A 24,684-nucleotide genomic window follows, 5' to 3' on the forward strand; every position below is an offset into this window, starting at 1 on the left:
ATCTTGGAAGCGGGTAAGAAAGCAGGTTGTTCTCGACAGCGCATGCAATAACCCGCTAAAACGTTTCTTCTCAGTGTATTGCATCAGCATACGGGCTCTCTGTAATCATGGATCGATTCAACGCCATGCGCGTCTTCACCCGCATTGTCGAGCTGGGCGGTTTCGCCAGAGCCGCTGAAAGCCTGCAAATGCCTCGTGCGTCGGTTACGGTCCTGATCAAGCAACTGGAAGCCCACCTGGGCGTCCAGCTGCTTCAGCGCACGACCCGGCAGGTCAGTGCTACCCCCGATGGCAACGCCTACTATCAGCGCTGCGTCAGCTTGCTGGCCGACCTCGACGATGCCGAATCGGCGTTCTCATCCGCCAGCACCGGCCCCAAAGGACTATTGCGTGTCGATGTGCCGATGAGTCTGGGCTGCATGATCGTGATGCCGGCGCTGCCTGAATTTACCCGCCGTTACCCTCAGATCGAACTGGAGATCGGCATGAGCGACCGTCAGGTCGACCTCATACGCGAAGGTGTGGACTGTGTTCTGCGCGCTGGCAGCTCGCATGACGAGGCACTGGTTGCAAGGCCGCTGGAAAAACTCACACAGATCACCTGTGCCAGCAGGGGGTACCTGAACAAAAACGGCTCGCCCCTCGATCTTGACGATCTGTCGCAGCACCAAGTAATCGAATATTTCTCACCCGGAACCAACAAGCGCTACGGACTGGAGTTCATGGTACGCGGACAGCTCTACGAACCGCGTCTGGTCCGGTCGATTGCCGTCAACAGCGCCGAAGGTTACGTCGCGGCCTGCGAATCGGGTTTCGGCCTCATCCAGGCGCCGCGCTATCACGTCGCTGCCCAGTTGCGCAGTGGCACGCTGGTCGAAGTCTTGCGCGACTATCGTCCCCCCGCATTGCCGCTCATGGCGTTGTATCCGCCGCATCGCCAGCTATCCCGACGTGTCAGGGTCTTTGTCGATTGGCTGGCGGAGCTGTGCGCGCGGCCCGAAGTCAAGGACAGGCTGATTTCATGAGAAAATTCGGAATTATCCGATATAGGTCGTGATGCACTTTCGTGTTTAACTTCCGTGTTCCACACATACCTCCACTGAAAAAGGACCTCGTTTCATGGCTCAAGTAACTCTCAAAGGCGGCCCCGTCCAAGTCAATGGCGAACTGCCTAAAAACGGTAGCGCAGCACCTGCCTTTACACTGGTGGGTGAAGGTCTGGCTGAAGTGAATCTGGAAACATTCGCCGGCAAGCGCAAAGTCCTGAACATTTTCCCAAGCGTCGACACCCCGACCTGCGCCACGTCGGTACGCAAGTTCAACGCCCAGGCAAACGATGTGAGCAACGCAGTCGTGCTGTGCATCTCCGCTGATCTGCCGTTCGCCCAGGCTCGTTTCTGTGGTTCCGAAGGCCTGGAAAACGTCAAGAACCTGTCCACTTTCCGCAGCCCTGATTTCAGCCAGAACTACGGCGTTGCGATCGCCGATGGCCCGCTCAAAGGCCTGACTGCACGTGCTGTCGTCGTTCTCGATGAGAACAACCATGTGTTGCACAGCGAACTGGTTTCCGAAATCGCTGAAGAGCCTAACTATGACGCCGCTCTGGCGGTGTTGAAGTAACCATTCTGTAACCTATAAACGGCCTGAATCCGTTCAGGCCGTTTTTATTTGTGCTTCAACCGTTTAACAAGAGTAAGCGCTTGGTAAAGGTGCTTTGCTTGCAGCTCGTCTGTACTTATTGTTCAGCCTCCGAAGAAACCCTCACCTGTAATGGTTGATTTATTCATGCAATCGTCTGGCCCCCGTAAATCCCGTCGCTGGTTGATCAGTTTGTTGGTCCTGGTGGTCATTGTCGGCTTGTGCTGGTGGTTCTGGCCGGGTTCCGCGTCGGCACCCGGCCCTGACGCTGCTGGCAAAGGCACGCATACCAGCAAATCCAGCGGCATGGCCAGGCCCGGGTTCGGCGGTTCGGCCGCTGCAGTTCCGGTACGCGTCGCGCCAGTGACCCTGGGTGACTTTCCGATTTATTACAAGGCGCTGGGCACTGTTACTGCCACCAACACCATCAATGTGCGCAGTCGGGTAGCCGGAGAACTGATCAAACTTAATTTTCAGGAAGGCCAGAGAGTGAAAGCAGGTGATCTGCTGGCGGAAATCGACCCGCGCAGTTACCAGGTTGCGTTGCAACAGGCCGAAGGCACTTTGGCAACCAATCAGGCACTGCTCAAGAACGCTCAGTTGGATGTTCAGCGTTACCGTGGGCTGTATGCCGAAGACAGCATCGCCAAACAGACGCTCGACACCGCCGAATCGCTGGTCAATCAGTACCAGGGCACTATTAAGAGCAATCAGGCCGCCGTGAACGAGGCAAAGCTCAACCTGGACTTTACCCGCATCCGCGCCCCGATAGATGGACGCGTGGGCCTCAAGCAGCTGGACGTCGGTAATCTGGTGGCCGCCAATGACACGACTGCGCTGGTTGTCATCACCCAGACCCAGCCGATCTCGGTCAACTTCACACTGCCCGAAAAAGACCTGTCCAGCGTGATTGCGCGCTATCGAACAGGCGACAAGCTCCCCGTCGAAGCCTGGGATCGGGGCGATGTGAAAATGCAGGCAATGGGCGTTCTCGCCAGTCTGGACAACCAGATCGACGTCGCCACCGGCACCTTGAAGTTCAAGGCTCGTTTCGAGAACCGCGACGAGGCGCTGTTCCCCAACCAGTTCGTCAATGTCCGGCTGCGTGCCGACACGCTCACCCAGGCCGTTCTGGTGCCTACCGCAGCGGTCCAGTTCGGGACCAACGGCACATTCGTTTACGTTCTGGACGGTGAAAAGAAGGTCAAGATTAACCTGCTCAAGACCGGACCGAGCAACGAGACGTTCACTGTCATCACCGAGGGCCTGGCCGCCGGGGACCGCGTTGTGCTCGAAGGCACTGACCGCCTGCGAGACGGTGCCGAGGTTGAAATCGTCAGTGACAGCAAGGACGTACCGGCAGGTCCGGGCCAGAAACTTCAAGGCAAGCCTAACAGTGGCACCGACAAATCGGCGTCGGTGCTGAAGGCGGACAAAACCCGCGTATGAATATGTCTCGCCTGTTCATCCTGCGCCCGGTCGCCACGACACTGAGCATGCTGGCGATCGTCCTCGCGGGTTTGATCGCCTACGGCTTGCTGCCGGTTTCAGCGCTGCCACAAGTGGACTACCCGACCATCCGCGTGATGACGCTGTACCCTGGCGCAAGTCCGCAAGTCATGACCAGTGCCGTGACGGCTCCGCTGGAGCGTCAGTTCGGGCAAATGCCGGGACTGACCCAGATGGCGTCCACCAGTTCGGGCGGTGCTTCGGTAATTACGTTGCGCTTCAGCCTGGAAATCAACATGGACGTCGCCGAGCAGGAAGTGCAGGCCGCCATCAACGGTGCTACCAATCTGTTGCCCAACGACCTGCCTGCGCCGCCGGTCTATAACAAGGTCAACCCGGCGGATACCCCGGTGCTGACGTTGGCCATCACCTCGAAAACCATGCTGCTGCCCAAGCTGAACGATCTGGTCGATACGCGCATGGCGCAGAAGATTTCCCAGATCAGCGGCGTCGGCATGGTCAGTATCGCGGGCGGTCAGCGTCAGGCGGTGCGAATCAAGGTCAACCCCGAGGCGCTGGCTGCCAACAGCCTGAACCTCGCCGATGTGCGGACCCTGATCAGCGCCTCGAACGTCAATCAACCCAAAGGCAACTTTGACGGGCCGACCCGGGTGTCGATGCTTGATGCCAATGATCAGCTCAAATCGCCCGAGGAATACGCGAATCTGATTCTGGCTTACAAGGACGGCGCGCCGCTGCGCCTGAAGGATGTGGCGCAGATTGTCGACGGCGCGGAGAACGAACGCCTGGCGGCCTGGGCCAATCGCAGCCAGGCCGTGCTGCTGAATATTCAGCGTCAACCGGGTGCCAACGTCATCGACGTGGTTGACCGGATCAAGGCGATGCTGCCGGGCATCACCGACAACCTTCCGGCCGGACTCGACGTGACCGTGCTGACTGATCGCACCCAGACCATCCGTGCGTCGGTCACTGACGTGCAGCATGAGCTGCTGATCGCGATCGTGCTGGTGGTGCTGGTCACGTTCCTGTTCTTGCGTCGCCTGAGCGCAACCATCATTCCGTCCATTGCCGTGCCGTTGTCGTTGATCGGCACGTTCGGTGTCATGTACCTCGCTGGCTTCTCGATCAACAACCTGACTCTGATGGCGTTGACGATCGCCACTGGTTTCGTGGTGGACGATGCCATCGTCATGCTGGAGAACATTTCCCGCCACATCGAAGAGGGCGAAACGCCGCTGCAGGCCGCTCTGAAAGGCGCCAGGCAGATCGGCTTCACCCTGATCTCACTGACCCTGTCGCTGATTGCCGTACTGATCCCGCTGCTGTTCATGGCCGATGTCGTCGGACGGTTGTTCAGGGAGTTCGCCATCACCCTGGCGGTTGCGATCCTGATTTCCCTCGTGGTGTCGCTGACCCTGACGCCGATGATGTGCGCACGTCTGCTCAAGCGTGAACCGAAGGAAGAGGAGCAAAGCCGTTTCTACCGTGCCAGCGGCGCCTGGATCGACTGGCTGGTCAACGTCTACGGCGGCGGTTTGCGATGGGTGCTGAAACATCAGCCGCTAACGCTGCTGGTCGCCATCGGCACCCTGGGGTTGACGGTTGTGCTTTATATGATTGTGCCCAAGGGCTTTTTTCCGGTGCAGGACACAGGCGTTATCCAGGGCATTTCCGAAGCGCCGCAGTCGGTGTCTTTCAAAGCCATGAGTGAGCGTCAGCAAGCGCTGGCCGACATCATTCTCAGGGATCCAGCGGTGGTCAGTCTGTCGTCCTACATCGGCGTGGACGGCGACAACACCACACTGAACAGTGGACGTTTGCTGATCAACCTCAGGCCCCACAGTGAGCGCGACCTGACCGCAGCCCAGATCATTCAGCGCCTGCAGCCTGAAGTCGACAAACTGTCGAGTATTCGTCTGTTCATGCAGCCGGTACAGGACCTGACCATCGAGGACCGGGTGAGCCGCACCCAGTACCAATTCAGCATGTCTTCACCTGACGCCGACCTGCTCAGCCTGTGGAGCGGCAAGCTGGTGGATGCGCTGGCTCGGCGTCCTGAGCTGACCGACGTCGCCAGTGATCTGCAGGACAAGGGGTTGCAGGTCTTTCTGGTGATCGACCGGGATGCGGCCAGCCGTGTCGGGGTCAGTGTCGCCAATATCACCGATGCGTTGTATGACGCATTCGGCCAGCGGCAGATTTCGACCATCTACACCCAGGCCAGCCAGTACCGTGTCGTGCTGCAATCGGCTGATGCGAGCGTGTTGGGACCTGAAGCGCTGGAACAGATCCATGTGAAAACCACCGATGGCGCGCAGGTCAAGTTGTCCAGTCTTGCGCGGGTTGAACAGCGTCAGGCGCAATTGGCCATCACCCATCTCGGACAATTTCCGGCCGTAATGATGTCGTTCAACCTGGCACCCAACATTGCATTGGGCCATGCGGTCGAGGTCATCGAGCAGGTGCAGAAAGACATCGGCATGCCGATTGGGGTCCAGACCGAGTTCCAAGGGGCGGCGCAGGCGTTCCAGGCGTCGTTGTCCAGCACGTTGCTGTTGGTGCTGGCGGCAGTGGTCACCATGTACATCGTGCTGGGCGTGCTGTACGAGAGCTACATTCACCCGATCACCATCCTTTCGACGCTGCCCTCGGCAGCGGTAGGGGCCTTGCTGGCGTTACTCATCAGCGGTAACGACCTGGGGATGATTGCCATCATCGGCATCATTCTGTTGATCGGCATCGTCAAGAAGAACGCCATCATGATGATCGACTTCGCCCTCGATGCAGAACGCAATCGGGGTGTCGATCCGCAGACGGCGATCTACGAAGCGGCCTTGCTGCGTTTCCGTCCGATCCTGATGACCACGTTGGCGGCGCTGTTCGGTGCCATTCCCTTGATGCTGGCCACTGGCTCCGGCGCGGAACTGCGTCAGCCGTTGGGTCTGGTGATGGTTGGCGGGCTGCTGCTGAGCCAGATTCTGACCCTGTTCACCACGCCGGTGATCTACCTGTATTTCGACCGGCTCGGCCGTCGCTGGAGCCGCAAGCCCGGTGCCCCGGGCCGAGTGGAGCAGGCTGACGCATGAACCTGTCTGCGCCTTTCATTCGTCGCCCGGTCGCCACTGTCCTGCTGAGCCTGGCAATCATGCTGCTGGGCGCGGTGAGTTTCCGTCTGCTGCCTGTGGCACCGCTGCCGAACATGGATTTCCCGGTGATCGTGGTGTCGGCGAGTCTGCCGGGGGCCAGTCCGGAAATCATGGCGTCCAGCGTAGCGACGCCGCTGGAACGCTCGCTGGGGACCATCGCCGGGGTCAACACCATGTCCAGCAACTCGAGCCAGGGCTCGACGCGGATCATCTTGCAGTTCGATCTGGATCGCGACATCAACGGTGCCGCCCGTGAAGTACAGGCGGCGATCAACGCGTCTCGCAACCTGTTGCCCAGCGGTATGCGCAGCATGCCGACCTACAAGAAGGTCAACCCGTCCCAGGCGCCGATCATGGTGCTTTCGCTGAGGTCGACGGTGCTGGAGAAGGGCCAGCTATATGACCTGGCCTCGACCATCCTTTCACAAAGCCTGTCTCAGGTCACCGGGGTCGGGGAAGTGCAGATCGGCGGCAGTTCGCTGCCCGCCGTGCGCATCGAACTGGAGCCGCAGTTGCTCTCCCAATACGGTGTCTCGCTCGACGACGTACGCACGGCGATCACCGGCAGTAATGTCCGCCGTCCAAAAGGCGCGGTGGAAAATGATCAGCATAGCTGGCAGGTGCAGGCCAATGACCAACTGGAAAAAGCCAAGGATTATGCCCCGCTGATCATCCGCTATCAGGATGGCGCAACCCTGCGGCTCAAGGATGTCGCCAAGGTTTCCGATGCGGTCGAGAATCGCTACAACAGCGGGTTCTTCAATGACAACGCAGCGGTTCTTCTGGTGATCAACCGGCAGGCGGGCGCGAACATCATTGAAACCGTTGCGCAGATCAAGGCTCAGTTGCCAGCCTTGCAGGCCGTGCTGCCTGCCAGTGTCACGCTTGATATCGCGATGGACCGATCTCCTGTGATCACGGCAACGCTGCATGAAGCGGAAATGACCCTGCTGATTGCGATCGTGCTGGTGGTGCTGGTGGTGTACCTGTTTTTGGGCAGCGTTCGCGCCTCGCTGATTCCGACGCTGGCGGTGCCGGTGTCGCTGGTGGGCACGTTCGCCATCATGTACTTGTGCGGCTTCTCCTTGAACAACTTGTCGCTGATGGCGTTGATTTTGGCGACCGGGCTGGTGGTCGATGACGCCATTGTGGTGCTGGAAAACATCTCCCGCCATATTCACAACGGTCTTGATCCGATGAAAGCGGCGTTTCTCGGTGCCAAGGAAGTCGGTTTCACGTTGCTGTCGATGAACGTCTCGCTGGTGGCGGTGTTCGTGTCGATTCTGTTCATGGGAGGGCTGGTCGAAAGTCTGTTTCGCGAGTTCTCCATCACCTTGTCGGTGGCCATTGTCGTGTCGCTGATTGTCTCACTGACGCTTACGCCCATGCTATGCGCCCGCTGGTTGAAACCCCATGAAGCTGAGCGAGAGAATGCCTTCCAGCGCTGGAGTGAGCGACTCAACGACCGCATGGTTGCAGGCTATGACCGCACGCTGGGCTGGGTACTGCGCCATCCACGGCTTACGCTGTTCAGCTTGTTGATCACCATCGTCGTCAATGTCGCGTTGTACGTGGTGGTGCCCAAGACGTTCCTGCCCCAGCAGGACACCGGACAACTCATGGGCTTCATACGTGGCGATGACGGCCTGTCGTTCAAGGTGATGCAGCCGAAAATGGAAATTTACCGGCGCGCCGTGCTGGCCGATCCTGCGGTCCAGAGCGTTGCGGGCTTCATTGGCGGTAGTGGTGGAACCAATAACGCGTTCATGATCGTGCGCCTCAAGCCCATCAGTGAGCGCAAACTGTCGGCTGAAAAGGTTGTCGAGCGGCTTCGCAAGACGCTCCCGCAGGTGCCCGGCGGCCGTCTGTTTCTCGCTCCTGATCAGGACCTGCAATTGGGCGGCGGACGAGAGCAGACCAGCTCGCAATACCAGTACATCGTGCAGAGCGCCGACCTCGATAGCCTGCGAGCGTGGTACCCGAAAATCGTCGCAGCGCTCAAGTCATTGCCGCAACTGACGGCCATTGATGCACGGGAAGGGCGAGGGGCGCAGCAGGTGACCCTGATCGTCAATCGTGACACGGCCAAACGGCTGGGTATCGACATGAACATGGTCACGGCGGTGCTGAACAATGCGTACAGCCAGCGCCAGGTGTCTACCATTTACGACAGCCTGAACCAGTATCAGGTGGTAATGGAGGTCAATCCGAAATATGCGCAGGATCCGGTTACCCTGGAGCAGGTGCAGGTGATCACTGCCGACGGCAAGCGAGTGCCGTTGTCCAGCATCGCGCATTACGAGCGCAGCCTTGAAAACGACCGTGTGTCCCATGATGGTCAGTTCGCGTCGGAAAACATCTCTTTCGACCTGGCCGAGGGCGCCAGCCTGGATCAGGCCACCGTCGCCATCGAGCGGTCCATCGCCGCCATCGGCCTGCCTGCCGATATCATCTCGAAGATGGCTGGCACGGCGAACGCATTCGCGGCGACTCAGAAAAGCCAGCCGTGGATGATCCTAGGCGCGTTGCTGGCGGTGTATCTGGTGCTGGGCATTCTTTACGAAAGCTACATCCATCCGTTGACGATTCTGTCGACCTTGCCATCGGCAGGCGTGGGCGCATTGTTGAGCATTTATGTGTTGCGCAGTGAATTCAGCCTGATTTCCCTGCTGGGCATATTTCTGTTGATCGGGGTGGTCAAGAAAAACGCCATCATGATGATTGACCTGGCGCTGCACCTGGAGCGCGATCAGGGCATGTCGCCTCAGGAATCTATTCGCAGCGCCTGCCTGCAACGCCTGCGTCCGATTCTGATGACGACGATGGCGGCTATCCTGGGCGCCTTGCCGCTGCTGCTGAGCACCGCCGAAGGGGCTGAAATGCGCAGGCCGTTGGGCCTCACCATCATTGGCGGCCTGATCTTCAGTCAGGTGCTGACGCTTTACACCACCCCGGTGGTTTACCTTTATCTCGACCGCTTGCGTCACCGCTTCAGCCGGTGGCGGGGCACTCGAACCGATGCCGCTCTGGAAACCCCGTTATGACTGATTGCCCGGCTTTCAAACTCAATCGTCGATGGCTGGTTCGCCCGCTCGGCCTGGGCCTCTGCATCGCGCTGCTGAGTGCTTGCGCGGTGGGCCCGGACTATCAACGACCATCAATGGCTGCGCCTGCCCAATTCAAGGCTGTCGAGGGCTGGAAGCAGGCCACGCCCCGTGATGAAGCGCGGGCCAGAGGCGCCTGGTGGGAGGTTTATAACGATGCTGTGCTCAATGCGCTGGTGGAGCGGCTCAACACCTCCAACCAGACCGTTGCGCAGTACGAGGCCCAGTACCGTCAGGCCCAGTCGCTGATTCGCAGCTCCCGGGCCGCCTTTTTCCCAACCCTTGATCTGTCGGTCGGCAAGACCCGTTCCGCCCAGGGCACCGGCAGCAGCACCTCCGGCAGTACCAACCTCAACTCCGGTATCCGTGAGACTCATAACGCACAGCTGGGCGTCAGCTGGGAGGCGGATGTCTGGGGGCGTTTGCGTCGCGGGCTTGAGGCTGATACTGCCAACGCCCAGGCAAGCCTCGCCGATCTGGCGGCGATGCGCTTGAGCCTGCAATCGGAGCTGGTGCAGAACTACCTGCAACTGCGCGTCATCGACGAGCAAAAGCGCTTGCTGGAAGCGACTGTCGATGCCTATCAACGCTCGCTGACGCTGACCCAGAATCAGTACCGGGCCGGTATTTCGGGACGCGATGCGGTCGCGCAGGCGCAAACCCAGCTGAAAAGCACCCAGGCTGACCTGATCGATCTCGTCTGGCAACGCGCTCAATTCGAGAACGCTATTGCCGTGCTGATGGGCATGGCACCCGCCGAGTTCAACCTGCAAGCGACAACCTCCATCCCCGCACTGCCGCAGATTCCGGTCGGATTACCGTCGCAATTGCTTGAGCGCCGCCCGGACATCGCCGCGGCGGAGCGCTCGGTAATGGGGGCTAACGCCAATATTGGTGTGGCAAAGGCCGCTTACTATCCAGACTTCACCTTGAGCATGACCGGTGGCTACAGCAGCAGCACGTTTGCCAACTGGATCAGCCTGCCGAACCGCTTCTGGTCGGTCGGACCGCAACTGGCCCTGACACTGTTTGACGGCGGGCGCCGTTCGGCAGAGGTGGACCGCACCGAAGCTGCGTACGACCAGACCGTCGCGCAGTACCGGCAGACAGTGCTGGACGGTTTTCGGGAAGTTGAGAACTACCTCGTCCAGCTCAACGTTTATGAGCAAGAGGCGTGGGTACGTCAGGAAGCGCTGGTCTCGGCCCGTGACTCACTGCGCCTGACCAGCAATCAGTACAAAGCCGGGCTCATCGGTTACCTGGATGTGGTCAATGTGCAGGCCACTGCATTGAGCAACGAGCGTACGGTGTTGAACATTCTGCAAAGTCGTCTGATCGCCAGCGTACAGTTGATCGCGGCCTTGGGCGGTGGATGGGATGCCCAAGAGGGGTTGGTACTCAAGGATAAGCAGTAAGGCCGGGCGGCAGCGGCGAATGAGCTGAAAAACGGCGATGGCGCCGCCGCTCAAATGCTGGCAGGATCATCGCTCACTCAGGTACGAGCCCAGTGTCAGGCACACGCCTGCGCTCTGTCATTGCGAGACACGAGACACCTCATATGGAAAAAGTCCTCATCATCACCGGCGGCTCCCGAGGCATCGGCGCTGCCACGGCGATTCTTGCTGCATCTGAAGGCTATCGTATCTGCATCAACTACCTGTCTGATCATGCGGCAGCCGAAAAGACCTGCGCGCAGGTGAGGGCGTTGGGTGCTCAGGCGATTACGGTGCAAGCCGATGTCAGCAACGAGGATGAGATCATTCGGCTGTATGCCAGGGTCGATGCTGAACTGGGACCTGTTACCCACCTGGTCAACAACGCGGGCACCGTGGCCCAGGCCTGTCGTGTGGAGGAGATGTCGGAATTTCGCATGCTCAAGATGATGATGAGCAATGTGGTGGGTCCGATGCTGTGCAGCAAGCATGCGTTGCTGCGGATGTCGCCGCTTCATGGCGGGCAGGGCGGAAGTATCGTTAACATCTCGTCAGCGGCTTCCCGGCTGGGTTCGGCGGGCGAGTATGTCGACTATGCAGCGTCCAAAGGCGCGCTGGATACGTTCACGATCGGGCTGTCCAAAGAGGTCGCTCAGGAAGGTATTCGGGTCAATGCGGTCAGACCGGGGTTCATTTTTACCGACTTCCACGCCCTGAGTGGCGATCCGTTTCGCGTCAGCAAGCTTGAAGGTGCGTTGCCGATGGGGCGCGGAGGGACGGCCGAAGAAGTGGCCGAAGCCATTCTCTGGCTGCTGTCAGACAAGGCGTCTTATGCCACGGGTACGTTCATTGATGTGGCCGGAGGCCGCTGACAGGCACTCTGCCAATAACCGGTGGTCAACAGTGTCGATCCCGGTTTCAAGGAGCGACAATGGACGCATGGTGGCAGGAGGTCGTGGCAACGCTGCAGTCAGAGTTCTCGGACGTTGTCGACGCCTCGCAAATGACACGCGTAACGGTTCGACTGGTGGTGGCCGCGCTCCTGGGCGGCATACTGGGTTTCGAGCGCGAGAACCGAGGCAAGGCGGCGGGTGTGCGCACCCACATGCTGGTGGCGATGGGCGCCGCATTGTTCGTTCTGGCGCCACATCTGACCGGGGCCCATGATGCGGCGATCAGCCGGGTCATTCAGGGGCTGGTCGCTGGCATCGGTTTCCTCGGCGCCGGCACCATTCTTAAAGACAATGCTAGAAACGCTGCGCAGGTCAAAGGCCTGACCACCGCCGCCGGCCTGTGGATGACCGCCGCCATCGGGGTGGCGGCTGGCATGGGGCGCGAGATGATGGCGATACTCAGCACCTTCCTGGCGCTCGGTATTCTTCGCCTGGTGCCTCACGTTGTAGAGCGTGCCGACCCGCCCCGAGACAATCCTGCCAAACGGAACGGGTCAGAAGATCCGTAGTTCAAACAGAGAACCCGGTTCAGACAACGAGAGGCGGCTCTTGAACCGGCGGATCGCCTGCGGGCGGATCGGTAACCGGCGGTGTCTCGGGCGGTGGCTCGTCGTCAGGGATTGGATTGGGTAGTGTCGGGTCGTCGATATTCGGATCAACAGGTTCTGGCGGAGTGGGGAGAGACATAGTCCTGGCTTCCTTTTTAGGTCTGGTGACGTGTCTTGGACTGCCTCGCTTTGCCGATGATTCAATCCTATCGCCGTCCTGCCGTGGCCTGTGGGGCAATTGCATTGTGACGTTCGCTCGGCTGGGGCTGCGCTATGCTGAGAAACGGTATCGCCCTCTGCTCAAAACCTTTGAACTTTCGTTTCGCAGACCGCTCGGAACCTTAGCAGCCGAATCAGGCGAGTTCTCAGCGCGTGGGGGATTTGTGCTGCCGTATTGTTAATTTTTTCAATTGCACGGATTGCACAGGAGCGTCCCTGGGGCGTGAAGGAGTGATGCTCGATGAATGAACAGCCATACGGCCCGGATTCCCAGGCCTCGGAAATTCCGCACCCTAGTCGTCCCTTATCGTTGACCCAAGCTTTGCAGTTGCCACGCATCGTGATCGAAGACACGTTGCCGGTCATTGACGGCGGCCTGTTTGCGGCGAAAGGCATCGTTGGTCAGCCGGTTACCGTGACCAGCAAGGTCTACGCGGACGGGCACGACAAGATGGCCGTCAATATCCGTTGGCGCGCCGCAGATGAAGAACATTGGCACACTGCACCGATGACCGAGCTGGGCAACGACAGTTGGACCGGTGAGTTTACGCCGACGTCCGTGGCACGTTACGTGTTCCGCCTTGAAGCCTGGATCGACCAGTTCGGCAGTTACCGTTACGAGCTCGAAAAAAAGTTCGGTGCCGGTGTATCCATCGAGCTGGAGCTTGAAGAAGGCCGTATCCATCTGTCTCAGGCGGCCGAGCGCAGCGAGGGTGAGCAACGTCAGGCCATCGAAAGCGTAGTGCAGCGTCTGGGTCAGCTGGACAGCGATGAAAAAGTCGCTTTGCTGCTGCACAGCGAAACGGCCGGTCTGATGAAGCAGGCTGACAATCATGCGTACCTCAGCCGCAGCGCTGAATTCCCTATGGATATAGAGCGTGAGCTGGCCCAGTTCGCCAGTTGGTACGAGCTGTTTCCGCGTTCCATCACCGATGATCCGGCGCGTCACGGCACCTTCAACGACGTGCATTCGCGTCTTCCGATGATCCGGGACATGGGTTTCGACGTTCTTTATTTTCCACCGATCCATCCGATCGGTCGTGCCCATCGCAAAGGCCCTAACAACTCCCTGACCGCAGGTCCCGATGATCCGGGCAGCCCGTATGCCATCGGCAGCGAGGACGGCGGTCATGAGGCCATACACCCGCAATTGGGCAGTCGCGAAGACTTCCGTCGGCTGGTTGCAGCGGCAGCGGATCACGGGTTGGAAATCGCGCTGGACTTCGCTATTCAGTGTTCCCAGGACCATCCGTGGCTCAAGCAGCATCCGGGTTGGTTTTCGTGGCGTCCGGACGGGACGATCCGTTATGCGGAGAACCCGCCGAAGAAATACCAGGACATCGTCAACGTCGACTTCTACGCTGCGGACGCTGTTCCTGGCCTGTGGCTGGAGTTGCGTGACATTGTGCTGGGCTGGGTCGAGGAGGGCGTGAAGATTTTCCGCGTCGACAACCCGCACACCAAGCCGCTGCCTTTCTGGCAGTGGATGATCGGCGAAGTCCGCAGCCAGCACCCTGACGTGATGTTCTTGGCTGAAGCTTTCACCAAGCCTGCGATGATGGCGCGTCTGGGCAAGGTTGGGTATTCGCAGAGCTACACCTATTTCACCTGGCGCAACTCCAAGGCCGAGCTGTCGGAATACTTCGCGCAGTTGAACGACGTACCGTGGCGCGACTGCTACCGACCGAATTTCTTCGTCAATACGCCCGACATCAATCCGCGTTTCCTGCATGAATCCGGCCGCCCCGGCTTTTTGATTCGCGCAGCGCTGGCGACGATGGGCTCGGGCTTGTGGGGCATGTATTCAGGTTTCGAGTTGTGTGAGGCAGCGCCGATTCCTGGCAAGGAAGAGTACCTGGATTCCGAAAAGTACGAGATCCGTGTCCGCGACTTCACGGCCCCTGGCAACATCATTGCCGAGATCGCCCAGCTCAACCGCATTCGTCGCCAGAACCCGGCGCTGCAGACGCATTTGGGCATGAAACTGCTGAGCGCCTGGAACGACAATATTCTGTATTTCGGCAAACGCTCGGCCGATGGCAGCAACTTTGTCCTGGTGGCGGTCAACCTCGATCCGCACAACGTTCAGGAAGCGCACTTTGAACTGCCGCTCTGGGAAATGGGGCTGGCGGATGATGCGGTGACCTCAGGCGAAGACTTGATGACCGGGCACCGCTGGAACTGGTACGGCAAGGTGCAGTGGATGCGTATCGATCCTGCGTACCAACCGTTCGGTATCTGGCGTATCCAGGTCGCGCAGTAAAACTGCAAGGAGTCAGCTATGGCAAAAAAGCCCGATGACGCGGCATTCATCAAAGATCCGCTCTGGTACAAAGACGCGGTGATTTACCAAGTGCATGTGAAATCGTTTTACGACTCCAATAACGATGGAATCGGTGATTTTGCTGGCTTGATCGACAAGCTCGACTATATTGCCGAGCTTGGGGTCAACACGATCTGGCTCTTACCGTTCTACCCGTCCCCGCGCCGAGACGATGGTTATGACATTTCCGAATACCGCGATGTGCATAGCGATTACGGCACGATGGCAGACGCCAAGCGCTTCATCGCTCAGGCCCATAAGCGCGGCTTGCGGGTCATTACCGAACTGGTCATCAACCACACCTCGGACCAGCACCCCTGGTTCCAGAAGGCGCGGCATGCCAAGCGCGGCTCCAAGGCGCGGGACTTCTACGTCTGGTCGGATACGGACCAGAAGTACGAAGGCACGCGCATCATTTTTCTGGACACTGAAAAGTCCAACTGGACCTGGGATCCGGTAGCGGGCCAATACTTCTGGCACCGTTTCTATTCGCACCAGCCGGACCTGAACTTCGACAACCCTGCGGTCATGACGGCTGTATTGGAGGTCATGCGCTTCTGGCTGGACATGGGCATTGATGGCCTGCGTCTGGATGCGATTCCCTATTTGATCGAACGTGATGGCACCAACAACGAGAACCTGCCCGAAACCCATCAGGTGCTCAAGCGTATCCGGGCTGAGATCGACGCGAACTACCCGGACCGCATGCTGCTGGCCGAGGCCAATCAGTGGCCGGAAGACACTCAGTTGTACTTCGGCGACAGTCATGGCCCCGACGGTGACGAGTGCCACATGGCGTTTCACTTCCCGCTGATGCCACGCATGTACATGGCATTGGCACAGGAAGACCGCTTTCCGATTACCGATATCCTGCGCCAGACCCCGGAAATCCCGGAAAACTGCCAATGGGCGATTTTCCTGCGTAACCACGATGAGCTGACGCTGGAGATGGTCACCGATCGCGAGCGCGACTACCTCTGGAACTATTACGCCGCCGACCGCCGCGCGCGGATCAACCTTGGCATTCGCCGTCGTCTGGCGCCTCTGGTGGAACGAGATCGTCGGCGCGTCGAGCTGCTGAACAGCATGCTGCTGTCAATGCCGGGTACGCCGACGCTGTATTACGGCGACGAGATCGGCATGGGCGACAACATCTATCTAGGTGACCGTGACGGCGTACGCACCCCAATGCAATGGTCCATCGACCGCAACGGCGGCTTCTCGCGCGCCGATCCGGCAAGCCTGGTGCTGCCGCCGATCATGGACCCGATGTATGGCTTTCAATCGGTCAACGTCGAAAGCCAAGAGCGCGATCCGCATTCGCTGCTGAACTGGAACCGTCGAATGCTTGCCGTGCGCAAGCAGCAAAAGGCATTTGGTCGCGGCACGCTGAAAATGCTGTCGCCAGCCAACCGTCGCATTCTGGCCTACCTTCGCGAGTACACCGCTGCGGATGGCCATAGCGAAATTGTGCTGTGTGTGGCGAACGTGTCCAGCGCAGCCCAGGCCGCCGAGCTTGAACTGTCGGCCTACGCCGGAACGGTGCCTGTCGAGATGCTGGGCGGCAGCGCATTCCCGCCGATCGGCCAGTTGAGCTACCTGCTCACGCTGCCGCCGTACGGTTTTTACTGGTTTTTACTGGCTTCGGAGAATCAAATGCCCAGTTGGCACGTCGAACCGGCTCAAAGCATGCCGGACTTCCCGACCCTTGTGCTCAAGAAGCGCCTGGAGGAGCTGCTGGATGAGCCGCTCCGCAGCACCATGGAAAACACCTCATTACCTGTCTATCTGCCCAAGCGCCGCTGGTTCGCGGGCAAGGACAAGCCGATCGAGCGGGTCAACATCGCCTACGCGGTGCGCTTCGGCGATACTGCGCACCCGGTGCTGCTCAACGAGATCGAAGTCACCGCTGGTGAGCAGGCCGAGCGCTATCAGCTGCCATTCGGTCTGCTGGCCGAAGACGACATCAACAGCGCCTTGCCTCAACAACTGGCGCTGGCGCGGGTGCGTCGCGGTCGTCAGGTCGGCTTGATCACGGATGCGTTTACGCTGGAAACCTTCATCCGCGCGGTGATCCAGGGCATGCAGTCCGACACCGTGATCCCATGCGATGAAGCCGGTGAATACGGCGAGTTGCGCTTCGAACAGACCGCACAGCTCGCGCCGCTGGGGCTGAACAACGAATCCGAAGTGCGTTACCTGTCTGCCGAGCAGTCCAACAGTTCAGTGGTGGTGGGCAGCGGGCTGGTGCTCAAAATGATCCGTAAGGTCAGCGCCGGCACGCACCCAGAGCTTGAGATGGGTGCCTATCTGACCAACGCGGGCTATCGCAATATCTCGCCGCTGATGGGCTCGGTGGTGCGTGTCGGCAAAGACGGGCAACCGCACTTGCTGATGATCGCCCAAGGCTATTTGAGCAATCAGGGCGACGCTTGGGAGTGGACCCAGAACAATCTGGAGCGCGCAGTTCGCGATGAGTTGGCGCGCGGCGTGTCCGAGCAGGAGCAGCACTACAACGCGCTGCTTGAGCTGGCAGATTTCTCCCGCAGCCTTGGCCAACGCCTGGGTGAGATGCATCAGATTCTTGCTGCACCGACCGACAACGCCGACTTTGCGTTTGAAGTAACCAGTCGCGAGGACGGTGAAGCGTCTGCGAAAAGCGTCATCGCACAGCTGGAGCGCGCCCTGCAAATGCTCGAACAGCGCAAGTCGGACCTGGACGCCCAGGATCAGCAACTGGTCAGTGACCTGATCAGCCACCGTGAACGGATCCGGCAGCATGTCGAGCGTCTTGCCATGCGTTCGGTAGGCGGCCTGCGCATGCGTGTGCATGGCGACCTGCACTTGGGTCAGGTTCTGGTGGTGAAGGGTGATGCCTACCTGATCGATTTCGAGGGCGAGCCTGCGCGTGCGCTGAGCGAACGCCGTGCCAAGCACAGCCCTTTCAAAGATGTCAGCGGCGTGTTGCGTTCTTTCGACTACGCTGCGGCGATGGCTGTGCGCAGTGCGCAAAGCGTCGATACGTCCGAGGAGGCTGCCGCTGCCCGCAAGCGGGTAGCCAGCACTTACTTGTCCCAGGCCCGCGAGGCATTCATCGAAGGTTACCGCGCAGCGACGACCGAGATGGCCCACGCCTGGAAAGATACTCAAGGGGAGGACGCCGCACTGGAATTGTTCACCCTGGAAAAAGCCGCTTATGAAGTGATCTACGAAGCCGAGAATCGTCCGAGCTGGCTGGCCGTGCCGTTGCAAGGCTTGCGTGGATTGCTGCACCTGTCTGATGGAGAGCCAATATGAATGCACATGACAAAACCGGCACACGTCGCCATGCGATGCCCGCCGCAGTGGACATGGATGCGTTGATCCGTGCTGAACATCGTGACCCGTTTTCGATTTTGGGCCCGCATGGTGATGGGGGCAGCGGGCAGTTTGTCCGCGCCTACCTGCCGGGTGCCCTCAGTGTCCGCCTGCTTGCCCCGGATGACGGGCGCGAGCTCTGCGAACTTGAGATGAGCGAAGTGCCGGGTTTCTTCGTCGGCCATCTGGAACAGGCCCAGCCTTATCAGTTGAAGATCAACTGGGCAGGGGGCGAGCAGATTACCGAAGACCCTTACAGCTACGGCCCGTTGTTGGGCGAGATGGACCTTTACCTGTTCGCCGAGGGTAATCACCGTGACCTGAGCAGTTGCATGGGCGCTCAGGTGACCAACGTAGGTGGCGTGGACGGCGTACGCTTTTCCGTATGGGCTCCCAACGCCCGACGTGTGTCTGTGGTGGGAAGCTTCAACAACTGGGACGGTCGTCGTCATCCGATGCGCCTACGTCATCCGACCGGCGTCTGGGAGATCTTTGTCCCGCGCCTGCAGCCGGGCGAGGTCTACAAATACGAGATTCTGGGTGCCCACGGTATTCTGCCGCTCAAATGCGACCCGATGGCGCTGGCCACGACCTTGCCGCCTGACACGGCGTCCAAGGTATCGGCTCCGCTGCATTTCGAGTGGAATGACCAGGCCTGGCTCGAATCGCGTGCCGGACGCCACGATGTGGCCGCGCCGTTATCGATCTATGAGCTGCATGCCGGTTCGTGGCAGATGGAGCAGAACGAGGATGACGACAAGTGGCGTCAGTACAACTGGCGCGAACTGGCGGATCGTCTGATTCCTTATGTCAAGGAGCTGGGCTTCACCCACATCGAACTGATGCCGATCATGGAGCATCCGTTCGGTGGTTCGTGGGGATACCAATTGCTGGCGCAATTTGCCCCAACCGCTCGCTATGGATCACCCGAGGATTTCGCCGCGTTCGTCAACGCCTGTCACCAGGCGGAAATCGGCGTGATTCTGGACTGGGTGCCCGCGCATTTCCCGACCGATACTCACGGTTTGGCGCAGTTCGATGGCACGGCTCTGTACGAATACGCCGACCCCAAGGAAGGCTTTCATCAGGATTGGGACACGCTGATCTACAACCTGGGCCGTACCGAGGTTCATGGCTTCATGCTGGCCTCGGCGCTGCACTGGCTCAAGCATTACCACATCGACGGTCTACGCGTGGATGCCGTGGCGTCGATGCTGTATCGCGACTACTCGCGCAAGGCCGGTGAGTGGGTGCCGAACCGCTTCGGTGGGCGTGAAAACCTCGAGGCAATCGACTTTCTGCGTCACCTGAATGATGTGGTGGCGCTGGAGGCTCCTGGCACGATGGTCATCGCCGAGGAATCCACGGCGTGGCCGGGGGTCAGCCAGCCAACGCAGCAGGGAGGCCTGGGCTTCAACTACAAGTGGAACATGGGCTGGATGCATGATTCGCTGCACTACATGGAGCAGGACCCGATCCACCGTGGACATCATCATGGCGAGCTGAGCTTCGGCCTTATGTACGCCTGGTCCGAGCGCTTTATCCTGCCGATCTCCCACGACGAGGTCGTGCATGGCAAGCACTCGCTGATCGACAAAATGCCGGGTGATCGCTGGCAGAAGTTCGCCAACTTGCGCGCCTACCTGGCGTTCATGTGGACGCACCCCGGCAAAAAACTGCTGTTCATGGGCTGCGAGTTCGGCCAGTGGCGCGAGTGGAACCATGATCAGCAATTGGATTGGTACTTGCTCCAATACGCCGATCACATTGGTGTCAAACAGTTGGTCAGCGACCTGAATCGCGTTTATCGCGAGGAAAAGGCGCTGCACGAGCGCGATGCCGAGCCGATGGGCTTCCAGTGGCTGATCGGTGACGACAAGGCCAATAGCGTTTATGCCTACCTGCGCTGGAGCAAGGAAGGCGAGCCGTTGCTGGTGATCGCCAACATGACGCCGGTGCCGCGTCTCGGTTACCGCGTGGGTGTGCCGTTCGATGGCAAGTGGGTCGAACTGGTCAATACGGATGCCGAGATGTATGCCGGTTCGAACCTGGGCAACGGTGGTGGTGTGATCGCCGAGGATCAGCAGGCGCACGGCCAACCCGTTTCGCTGACGCTGGACCTGCCGCCATTGGCCGTGTTGATTCTCAAGCCGCGAGGCAACGAGGGCTGATAGAGGTCCTCGGTGAGTTGCCTACTGCTTATTGTCCGCGCGCCGTCTCCCAAGTGATACCTGATTGGAAGGCGGCGCTACAGCGGTGACTGAGGAGCCGGTTTCCACACACGGTTACCAACTCAGCCTGACCCCCAGGCTGAGTCCTGTTTCTCTTCTATCGTTATCACCCAGATCTCGCGTGTGGGCCACGCCCAGATAGACACCTGTCTCATCAGACAGGCGCGCCAGCAACCCCGCACCCAGGCTTGCGGTCTTCGCGTCATGCTCTGTTCTAATCCGTTCTACGCCTTCGTAAATAACCGTATCGTGCCCTTTGGCATTGCGCCACAGATCGGCCTGTAAGTAAGGCCCGATGGGCATGCCAAGCAGCTCATACCGCCCCTCAAACCGCAGCCCCAGTCGTGCTGTATCTCGGGACTGATTATCGAATTCGATGGATGAAATACCGTCGTGCTGGTCATCCAGCGTTACGCGCTGGTGAATCCATTGCACCTGCGGCTCGGCTACCCAGCGGACGCCCAAGGGCAGGGGATAACCGGCTTCGACGGACAGACTCAGAACACGCCCCTCTGCATCGGTGCGCACACCGCGTTCGGAGCGGGTGGCACCGTCCAGGCGCGTGCCCATTGCCACAGCGTCGATGTAGCCATTCCCGGAACCAGTCCGGGTCCAGTAGGCCCCGATGCTGTCTCCTTGCAGGCTCAAGCGGCCGGTGTGGTTGTCTTGAAAGCCGCCAGCGAAGCCTTCGATACGTCCTTTCAAGCGATTGTGCGCAATGAAAACGCCTATGCGGTGGGTCGCGTCCGCGCCGGGTTGCCAGGTGAACAGGTCATGCCCGATCTGATAGCCCGCAAGCGAGGCATCCAGACTCGGGCTGACGGTGCCAGACCAGCGCTGCCGCAGGTCACTGCCGAATACACGCGCCCATCCCGCAGGGGCCCTGCCTTTTTGAGTCAATAGGCTCTGGTCGCCCTGCCGTTCGTGAAACGACCCCAATGACGAGAGTCCCAGGATCGCTGCAGCCGGTGCGACGACCACATGGTTGGGCACTTCCTGTCGATACAGCGCAATAGGCGCCGCGCCGCGTACAGGTTGGGGCAGCGGTGGTGTACCGATGGCGGCGACGGGTAGGGTTGCGGCAGGCTGCGGTGCTGGCGCAATCGTGGGTGGCGCAGGTTTTGGCTCCAAAGGCGAAACGGGGGGCTCAGGCTCGGGCGGGGTTGGAGCGGTGGGATCGGGTGAGGGCACGGGTGTAGGGGAAGGCGTAGGTATTGGTGTGGGTTCCGGCGTAGGCTCGGGCTGTGTGGGCAGTTCGGCAATGATTTCGGGAGGTGACAGCACGGATGAGCGCAGGAACCAGCTGTTTTCGCTGCCTGCCGTGGCTCCGCCCTTGAAGAGGTAATACTGGTAGGCCCCGACCGACAACGAATTGTGCAGTGAGAAGGCAGTGTTTTCACTGGTTGCACCCTGTGTGGCCTGTACCACTTCAATGCCGTTACCACGTGTCAACGCGCCCAGGCCCCCCGTGTTGTTGACAGTTAACCGGGTCGTCCCGCTGATCAGACCTTGAGCAACGATCAGCCTGTCGCTCGCGGAGGCATCGTCGCCCAGCACCGATTGCATCAACAACTGCCCGTTTTGGCCGGTGTAGTTGCCTCGCACGGTCAGGGTGTCCTGAGTTGCGCCGCCGCTCAGGTCCACTGCGCCTGCATTGTTCAGCGTGACAGCCGAGAGACTGTTGAATGGCGCCAGCGTGCCTGAGGCAGAGGACAGCCGGCTGCTGGCATCCACATTCATGACGCCAGCGCCGCTGACACTGTCGCCCAACGTAAACGTGCCTGCCAGGTCCAGTTGAGAACCATTGTTCACGTTGACCGTTTCCCACTGGCGGTATCGGCCCGGCGTCGAGGATGCCGTGTTATCGAATGTCAGGGCATCAATGCCCAGGCCCCCGTCGAGCGCGCTGTTGGTGCTCAGGTAATACTCGCTGAGGTTGTACAGGCCGGCGACGTCGTCACCCTCTGCCATGAGGACACTGCTGCGCACCTGGCCACCGTCTCGCCAGATGAAAAGGTCATTGCCGAAGCTGGCCCTGATCCCACCGATGATTTCGCCGCCGCTGATCATCACTCGGTCGTCGCCACCGCTGACACTGATCGCGCCGCCAATCCTGCCGCCTGACACGAGGAGGGTGTCGCGGCCAAACCCTGTGACCAGATTGCCGATGACGGTGCCGCCGGACAGATCGAATACGTTGTTGTCCAGCTTCATGTCCACGCGGCCAATACTCCCGCCGCTCATAGTCGCCTGATCTCCGTCCTCGAATGCCCGGGTGATCGTGCCGCCCGTCATCCGAAAGGTGTCCAGACCATCCCCTTGCGCAAGCGAGCCAATCGTTCCTGCACTCATGAGGAAGTCGTCCGGCTCGGTGCCTTGGCTGACTTCACCGCCCACAGAACCTGCCGATATCGTGAACTGATCGCTGCCTGCGCCTTGAACGACATTGCCAGTGATACGTCCCGAGTTCATGTCCAGCCTGTCCCGGCCCGCACCGTAGGTCACATTACCCACAACAGCGCCGCTGCCGCCTTCGGGGAATATCAATGTGTTATTTGCACTGGAATAAACCACCGAGCCGCTGCTGCCGCTATCGCACAGTTGAACGCCGCCGCCAGGCGCGGAGCCCAGGGCGCAAGCGCCTTCGGCACGGGGGGACACGATGACCAGTAACGCGATGGCCGCAAGTTTAGGTCTGTCGCTGGGGTTGAAAGACTTGAGGGTCATGACTGCTCTCCCTGTGATGGTGGACAGGGAGGCTATTTAAGGAACACACGTGCCCGACTGCCACGCAAATGACGTCGCGAGTGAGGCTGGCGACGACTGCTCTGCCAGCCTCTTCCGAGGCCCGCAGCATCAAGTCAAGAGGGGATCCAAACAAGCGTCAAGAAACTGGCCGACCAACGGCCAATCAATTGACCGCGTTGGTAAATGCTGGAACAAGCAGGAAAAAGCTTATGCCTTTAGCCTCTTTCAAATGACGTTCAGGCCTGTTGTGGCGCGCGACGGGACAACCACAGCGTCAAGCACAGCGCGCACACTGACAGCAGCGAGGCATAGAAGAAAATCCAGTCATAACCCTGGCCCAGTGCAATGGCACCCATGACCGGACCTGCAATGGCCAGCGCCAGGTCGAAGAACACGGCATAGGCACTCAAGCCGGCGCCTCGACTGGGCGTGGGCACACGCTTGATCGCTTCCACACCCAAGGCCGGGTAGACCAGCGAAAGACCCACGCCGGTCAAACCCGCACCTGCCAGTGCAAAAGCGCTGCTGGGCGACAACCACAGCAATACCAGTCCACAGGTTTCTACTGCCATACAGAGAATGGCCGCGTTGAAACCGCCCAGTCGATTGATCGCGCCGATGAACAGCAACCGGGCAAGGATGAAACACACGCCGAACATGCTCAGGCAATAAGCGGCGCCTTCCCAGCCGCGGCTCAGGTAGAAGAGGGTGATGAAGGTGGTCAGGGTGCCGTAGCCGATGGAGGAAAGGGTCAGCCCCAGCCCATAAGGAGCGATGCGCCCGAACACTGACCAATAAGGCAGACGCTCGCCTGTAATGATAGGCACTGACGGTTTGTTACGGATCAGCCAGAGCGCGGCACCGGCCATGACCATGAGCGCAATGCCCAGGCTGTTGAAACCCACCGCATCGATCACGACCACGCCCAGCGGTGCGCCAATGGCAATGGCTCCGTAAGACGCGATGCCGTTCCATGAAATCGATTTTGCCGTGTGTTCCGAGCCCACTTTGCCGATGCACCAACTGATGGTGCCGACGCCGATCAGACCTTGGGACACGCCCAGAAACAGCCTGGCCAGAATCAGGATCGACAGGCTCACGGTTGCGAAATCCTCCAGCAGCGTGGCCAGCAAGGTCATCGCGCCGCTGATACCGATGCCCCTCAGCCCGAAAACAATTGAGCGCTTGCTGCCCAGCGTGTCCGTCGCACGTCCCGCAAAGGGGCGGCTGAGCAGGGTGGCGAGGTACTGCGAGGCAATGGCCAGGCCTGCCACCAGAGGGCTGAAACCCAACTGATCATGGACATAGCCTGGTAGCACGGCGATGGGTAAGCCGATGCACAGAAAGGCCACGAACGTGTAGAAAACGATTGAAATGATTTGCAGCGTGATCGTCATCGAACTTGGCTGCGTGGCAGGTTGTTGAGGTGAGGCGACAGGCATTGGCACGTTCGCTGGCAGGCGGTGGGCGTGCTTTCATCATGGCCTGCACCCGGCATAAAAGAAAGCACGCTA

At 59.8% G+C, this 24,684-nt stretch carries 13 protein-coding genes; 11 read left to right on the plus strand and 2 right to left on the minus strand.

Going from position 1 to position 24,684, the window contains the following annotated elements:
- Nucleotides 1–107: 107 nt before the first annotated feature.
- The 11 genes from ALP40_RS05830 (at nucleotide 108) to glgB (ending at nucleotide 20,362) form a co-directional block, all read left to right on the plus strand.
- Nucleotides 108–1,025 carry a LysR family transcriptional regulator gene (locus ALP40_RS05830; protein ID WP_122207306.1) on the plus strand — a complete coding sequence of 306 codons (918 nt, stop codon included), beginning with the start codon at nucleotides 108–110 and terminating at the stop codon, nucleotides 1,023–1,025.
- A 94-nt stretch (nucleotides 1,026–1,119) separates the two neighbouring features.
- A complete protein-coding gene (gene tpx / locus ALP40_RS05835) occupies nucleotides 1,120–1,620 on the plus strand; it encodes a thiol peroxidase (RefSeq protein WP_122207307.1) in 501 nt (166 codons plus the stop codon).
- A gap of 150 nt (nucleotides 1,621–1,770) precedes the next feature.
- The gene (locus tag ALP40_RS05840) at nucleotides 1,771–3,087 is read left to right on the plus strand and encodes an MdtA/MuxA family multidrug efflux RND transporter periplasmic adaptor subunit (RefSeq protein WP_122207308.1); all 1,317 of its coding nucleotides are present in this window, start codon (nucleotides 1,771–1,773) and stop codon (nucleotides 3,085–3,087) included.
- Nucleotides 3,084–6,194 carry an MdtB/MuxB family multidrug efflux RND transporter permease subunit gene (locus ALP40_RS05845; protein WP_122207310.1) on the plus strand — a complete coding sequence of 1,037 codons (3,111 nt, stop codon included), beginning with the start codon at nucleotides 3,084–3,086 and terminating at the stop codon, nucleotides 6,192–6,194. Before ALP40_RS05840 ends, ALP40_RS05845 begins: the two co-directional genes overlap by 4 nt.
- The gene (locus tag ALP40_RS05850) at nucleotides 6,191–9,298 is read left to right on the plus strand and encodes a multidrug efflux RND transporter permease subunit (RefSeq protein WP_122207312.1); all 3,108 of its coding nucleotides are present in this window, start codon (nucleotides 6,191–6,193) and stop codon (nucleotides 9,296–9,298) included. The genes ALP40_RS05845 and ALP40_RS05850 overlap by 4 nt, the downstream gene beginning before the upstream one ends.
- Complete coding sequence (locus tag ALP40_RS05855) at nucleotides 9,295–10,773, plus strand: efflux transporter outer membrane subunit (protein ID WP_122207314.1); 1,479 nt, start codon at nucleotides 9,295–9,297, stop codon at nucleotides 10,771–10,773. Before ALP40_RS05850 ends, ALP40_RS05855 begins: the two co-directional genes overlap by 4 nt.
- A gap of 143 nt (nucleotides 10,774–10,916) precedes the next feature.
- On the plus strand, nucleotides 10,917–11,663 hold the full coding sequence (locus ALP40_RS05860; protein WP_122207316.1) for an SDR family oxidoreductase: 747 nt from the start codon (nucleotides 10,917–10,919) through the stop codon (nucleotides 11,661–11,663).
- A 59-nt stretch (nucleotides 11,664–11,722) separates the two neighbouring features.
- Entirely contained in the window at nucleotides 11,723–12,253 is a 531-nt protein-coding gene (locus ALP40_RS05865) for an MgtC/SapB family protein (RefSeq protein WP_122207318.1), read from the plus strand.
- Between the two features lie 499 nt (nucleotides 12,254–12,752).
- Nucleotides 12,753–14,774, plus strand: a complete 2,022-nt coding sequence (locus ALP40_RS05870) for an alpha-1,4-glucan--maltose-1-phosphate maltosyltransferase (protein ID WP_122207320.1) — start codon at nucleotides 12,753–12,755, stop codon at nucleotides 14,772–14,774.
- 18 nt (nucleotides 14,775–14,792) lie between these two features.
- Nucleotides 14,793–18,131, plus strand: coding sequence for a maltose alpha-D-glucosyltransferase (gene treS, locus ALP40_RS05875; RefSeq protein WP_122207322.1), 3,339 nt, complete (start codon nucleotides 14,793–14,795; stop codon nucleotides 18,129–18,131).
- A complete protein-coding gene (gene glgB, locus ALP40_RS05880) occupies nucleotides 18,128–20,362 on the plus strand; it encodes a 1,4-alpha-glucan branching protein GlgB (protein ID WP_122207324.1) in 2,235 nt (744 codons plus the stop codon). The genes treS and glgB overlap by 4 nt, the downstream gene beginning before the upstream one ends.
- Before the next feature lie 114 nt (nucleotides 20,363–20,476).
- Here the strand turns inward: glgB and ALP40_RS05885 are convergent, their stop codons facing one another.
- Together ALP40_RS05885 and ALP40_RS05890 are read right to left on the minus strand one after the other, a co-directional pair.
- Nucleotides 20,477–23,149 carry an autotransporter domain-containing protein gene (locus tag ALP40_RS05885; RefSeq protein WP_122207326.1) on the minus strand — a complete coding sequence of 891 codons (2,673 nt, stop codon included), beginning with the start codon at nucleotides 23,147–23,149 and terminating at the stop codon, nucleotides 20,477–20,479.
- A gap of 257 nt (nucleotides 23,150–23,406) precedes the next feature.
- The gene (locus ALP40_RS05890) at nucleotides 23,407–24,612 is read right to left on the minus strand and encodes an MFS transporter (protein WP_122207327.1); all 1,206 of its coding nucleotides are present in this window, start codon (nucleotides 24,610–24,612) and stop codon (nucleotides 23,407–23,409) included.
- Nucleotides 24,613–24,684 lie beyond the last annotated feature (72 nt).

This window comes from Pseudomonas viridiflava (assembly GCF_003702045.1).
In the GTDB taxonomy this organism is placed as follows: domain Bacteria; phylum Pseudomonadota; class Gammaproteobacteria; order Pseudomonadales; family Pseudomonadaceae; genus Aquipseudomonas; species Aquipseudomonas viridiflava_C.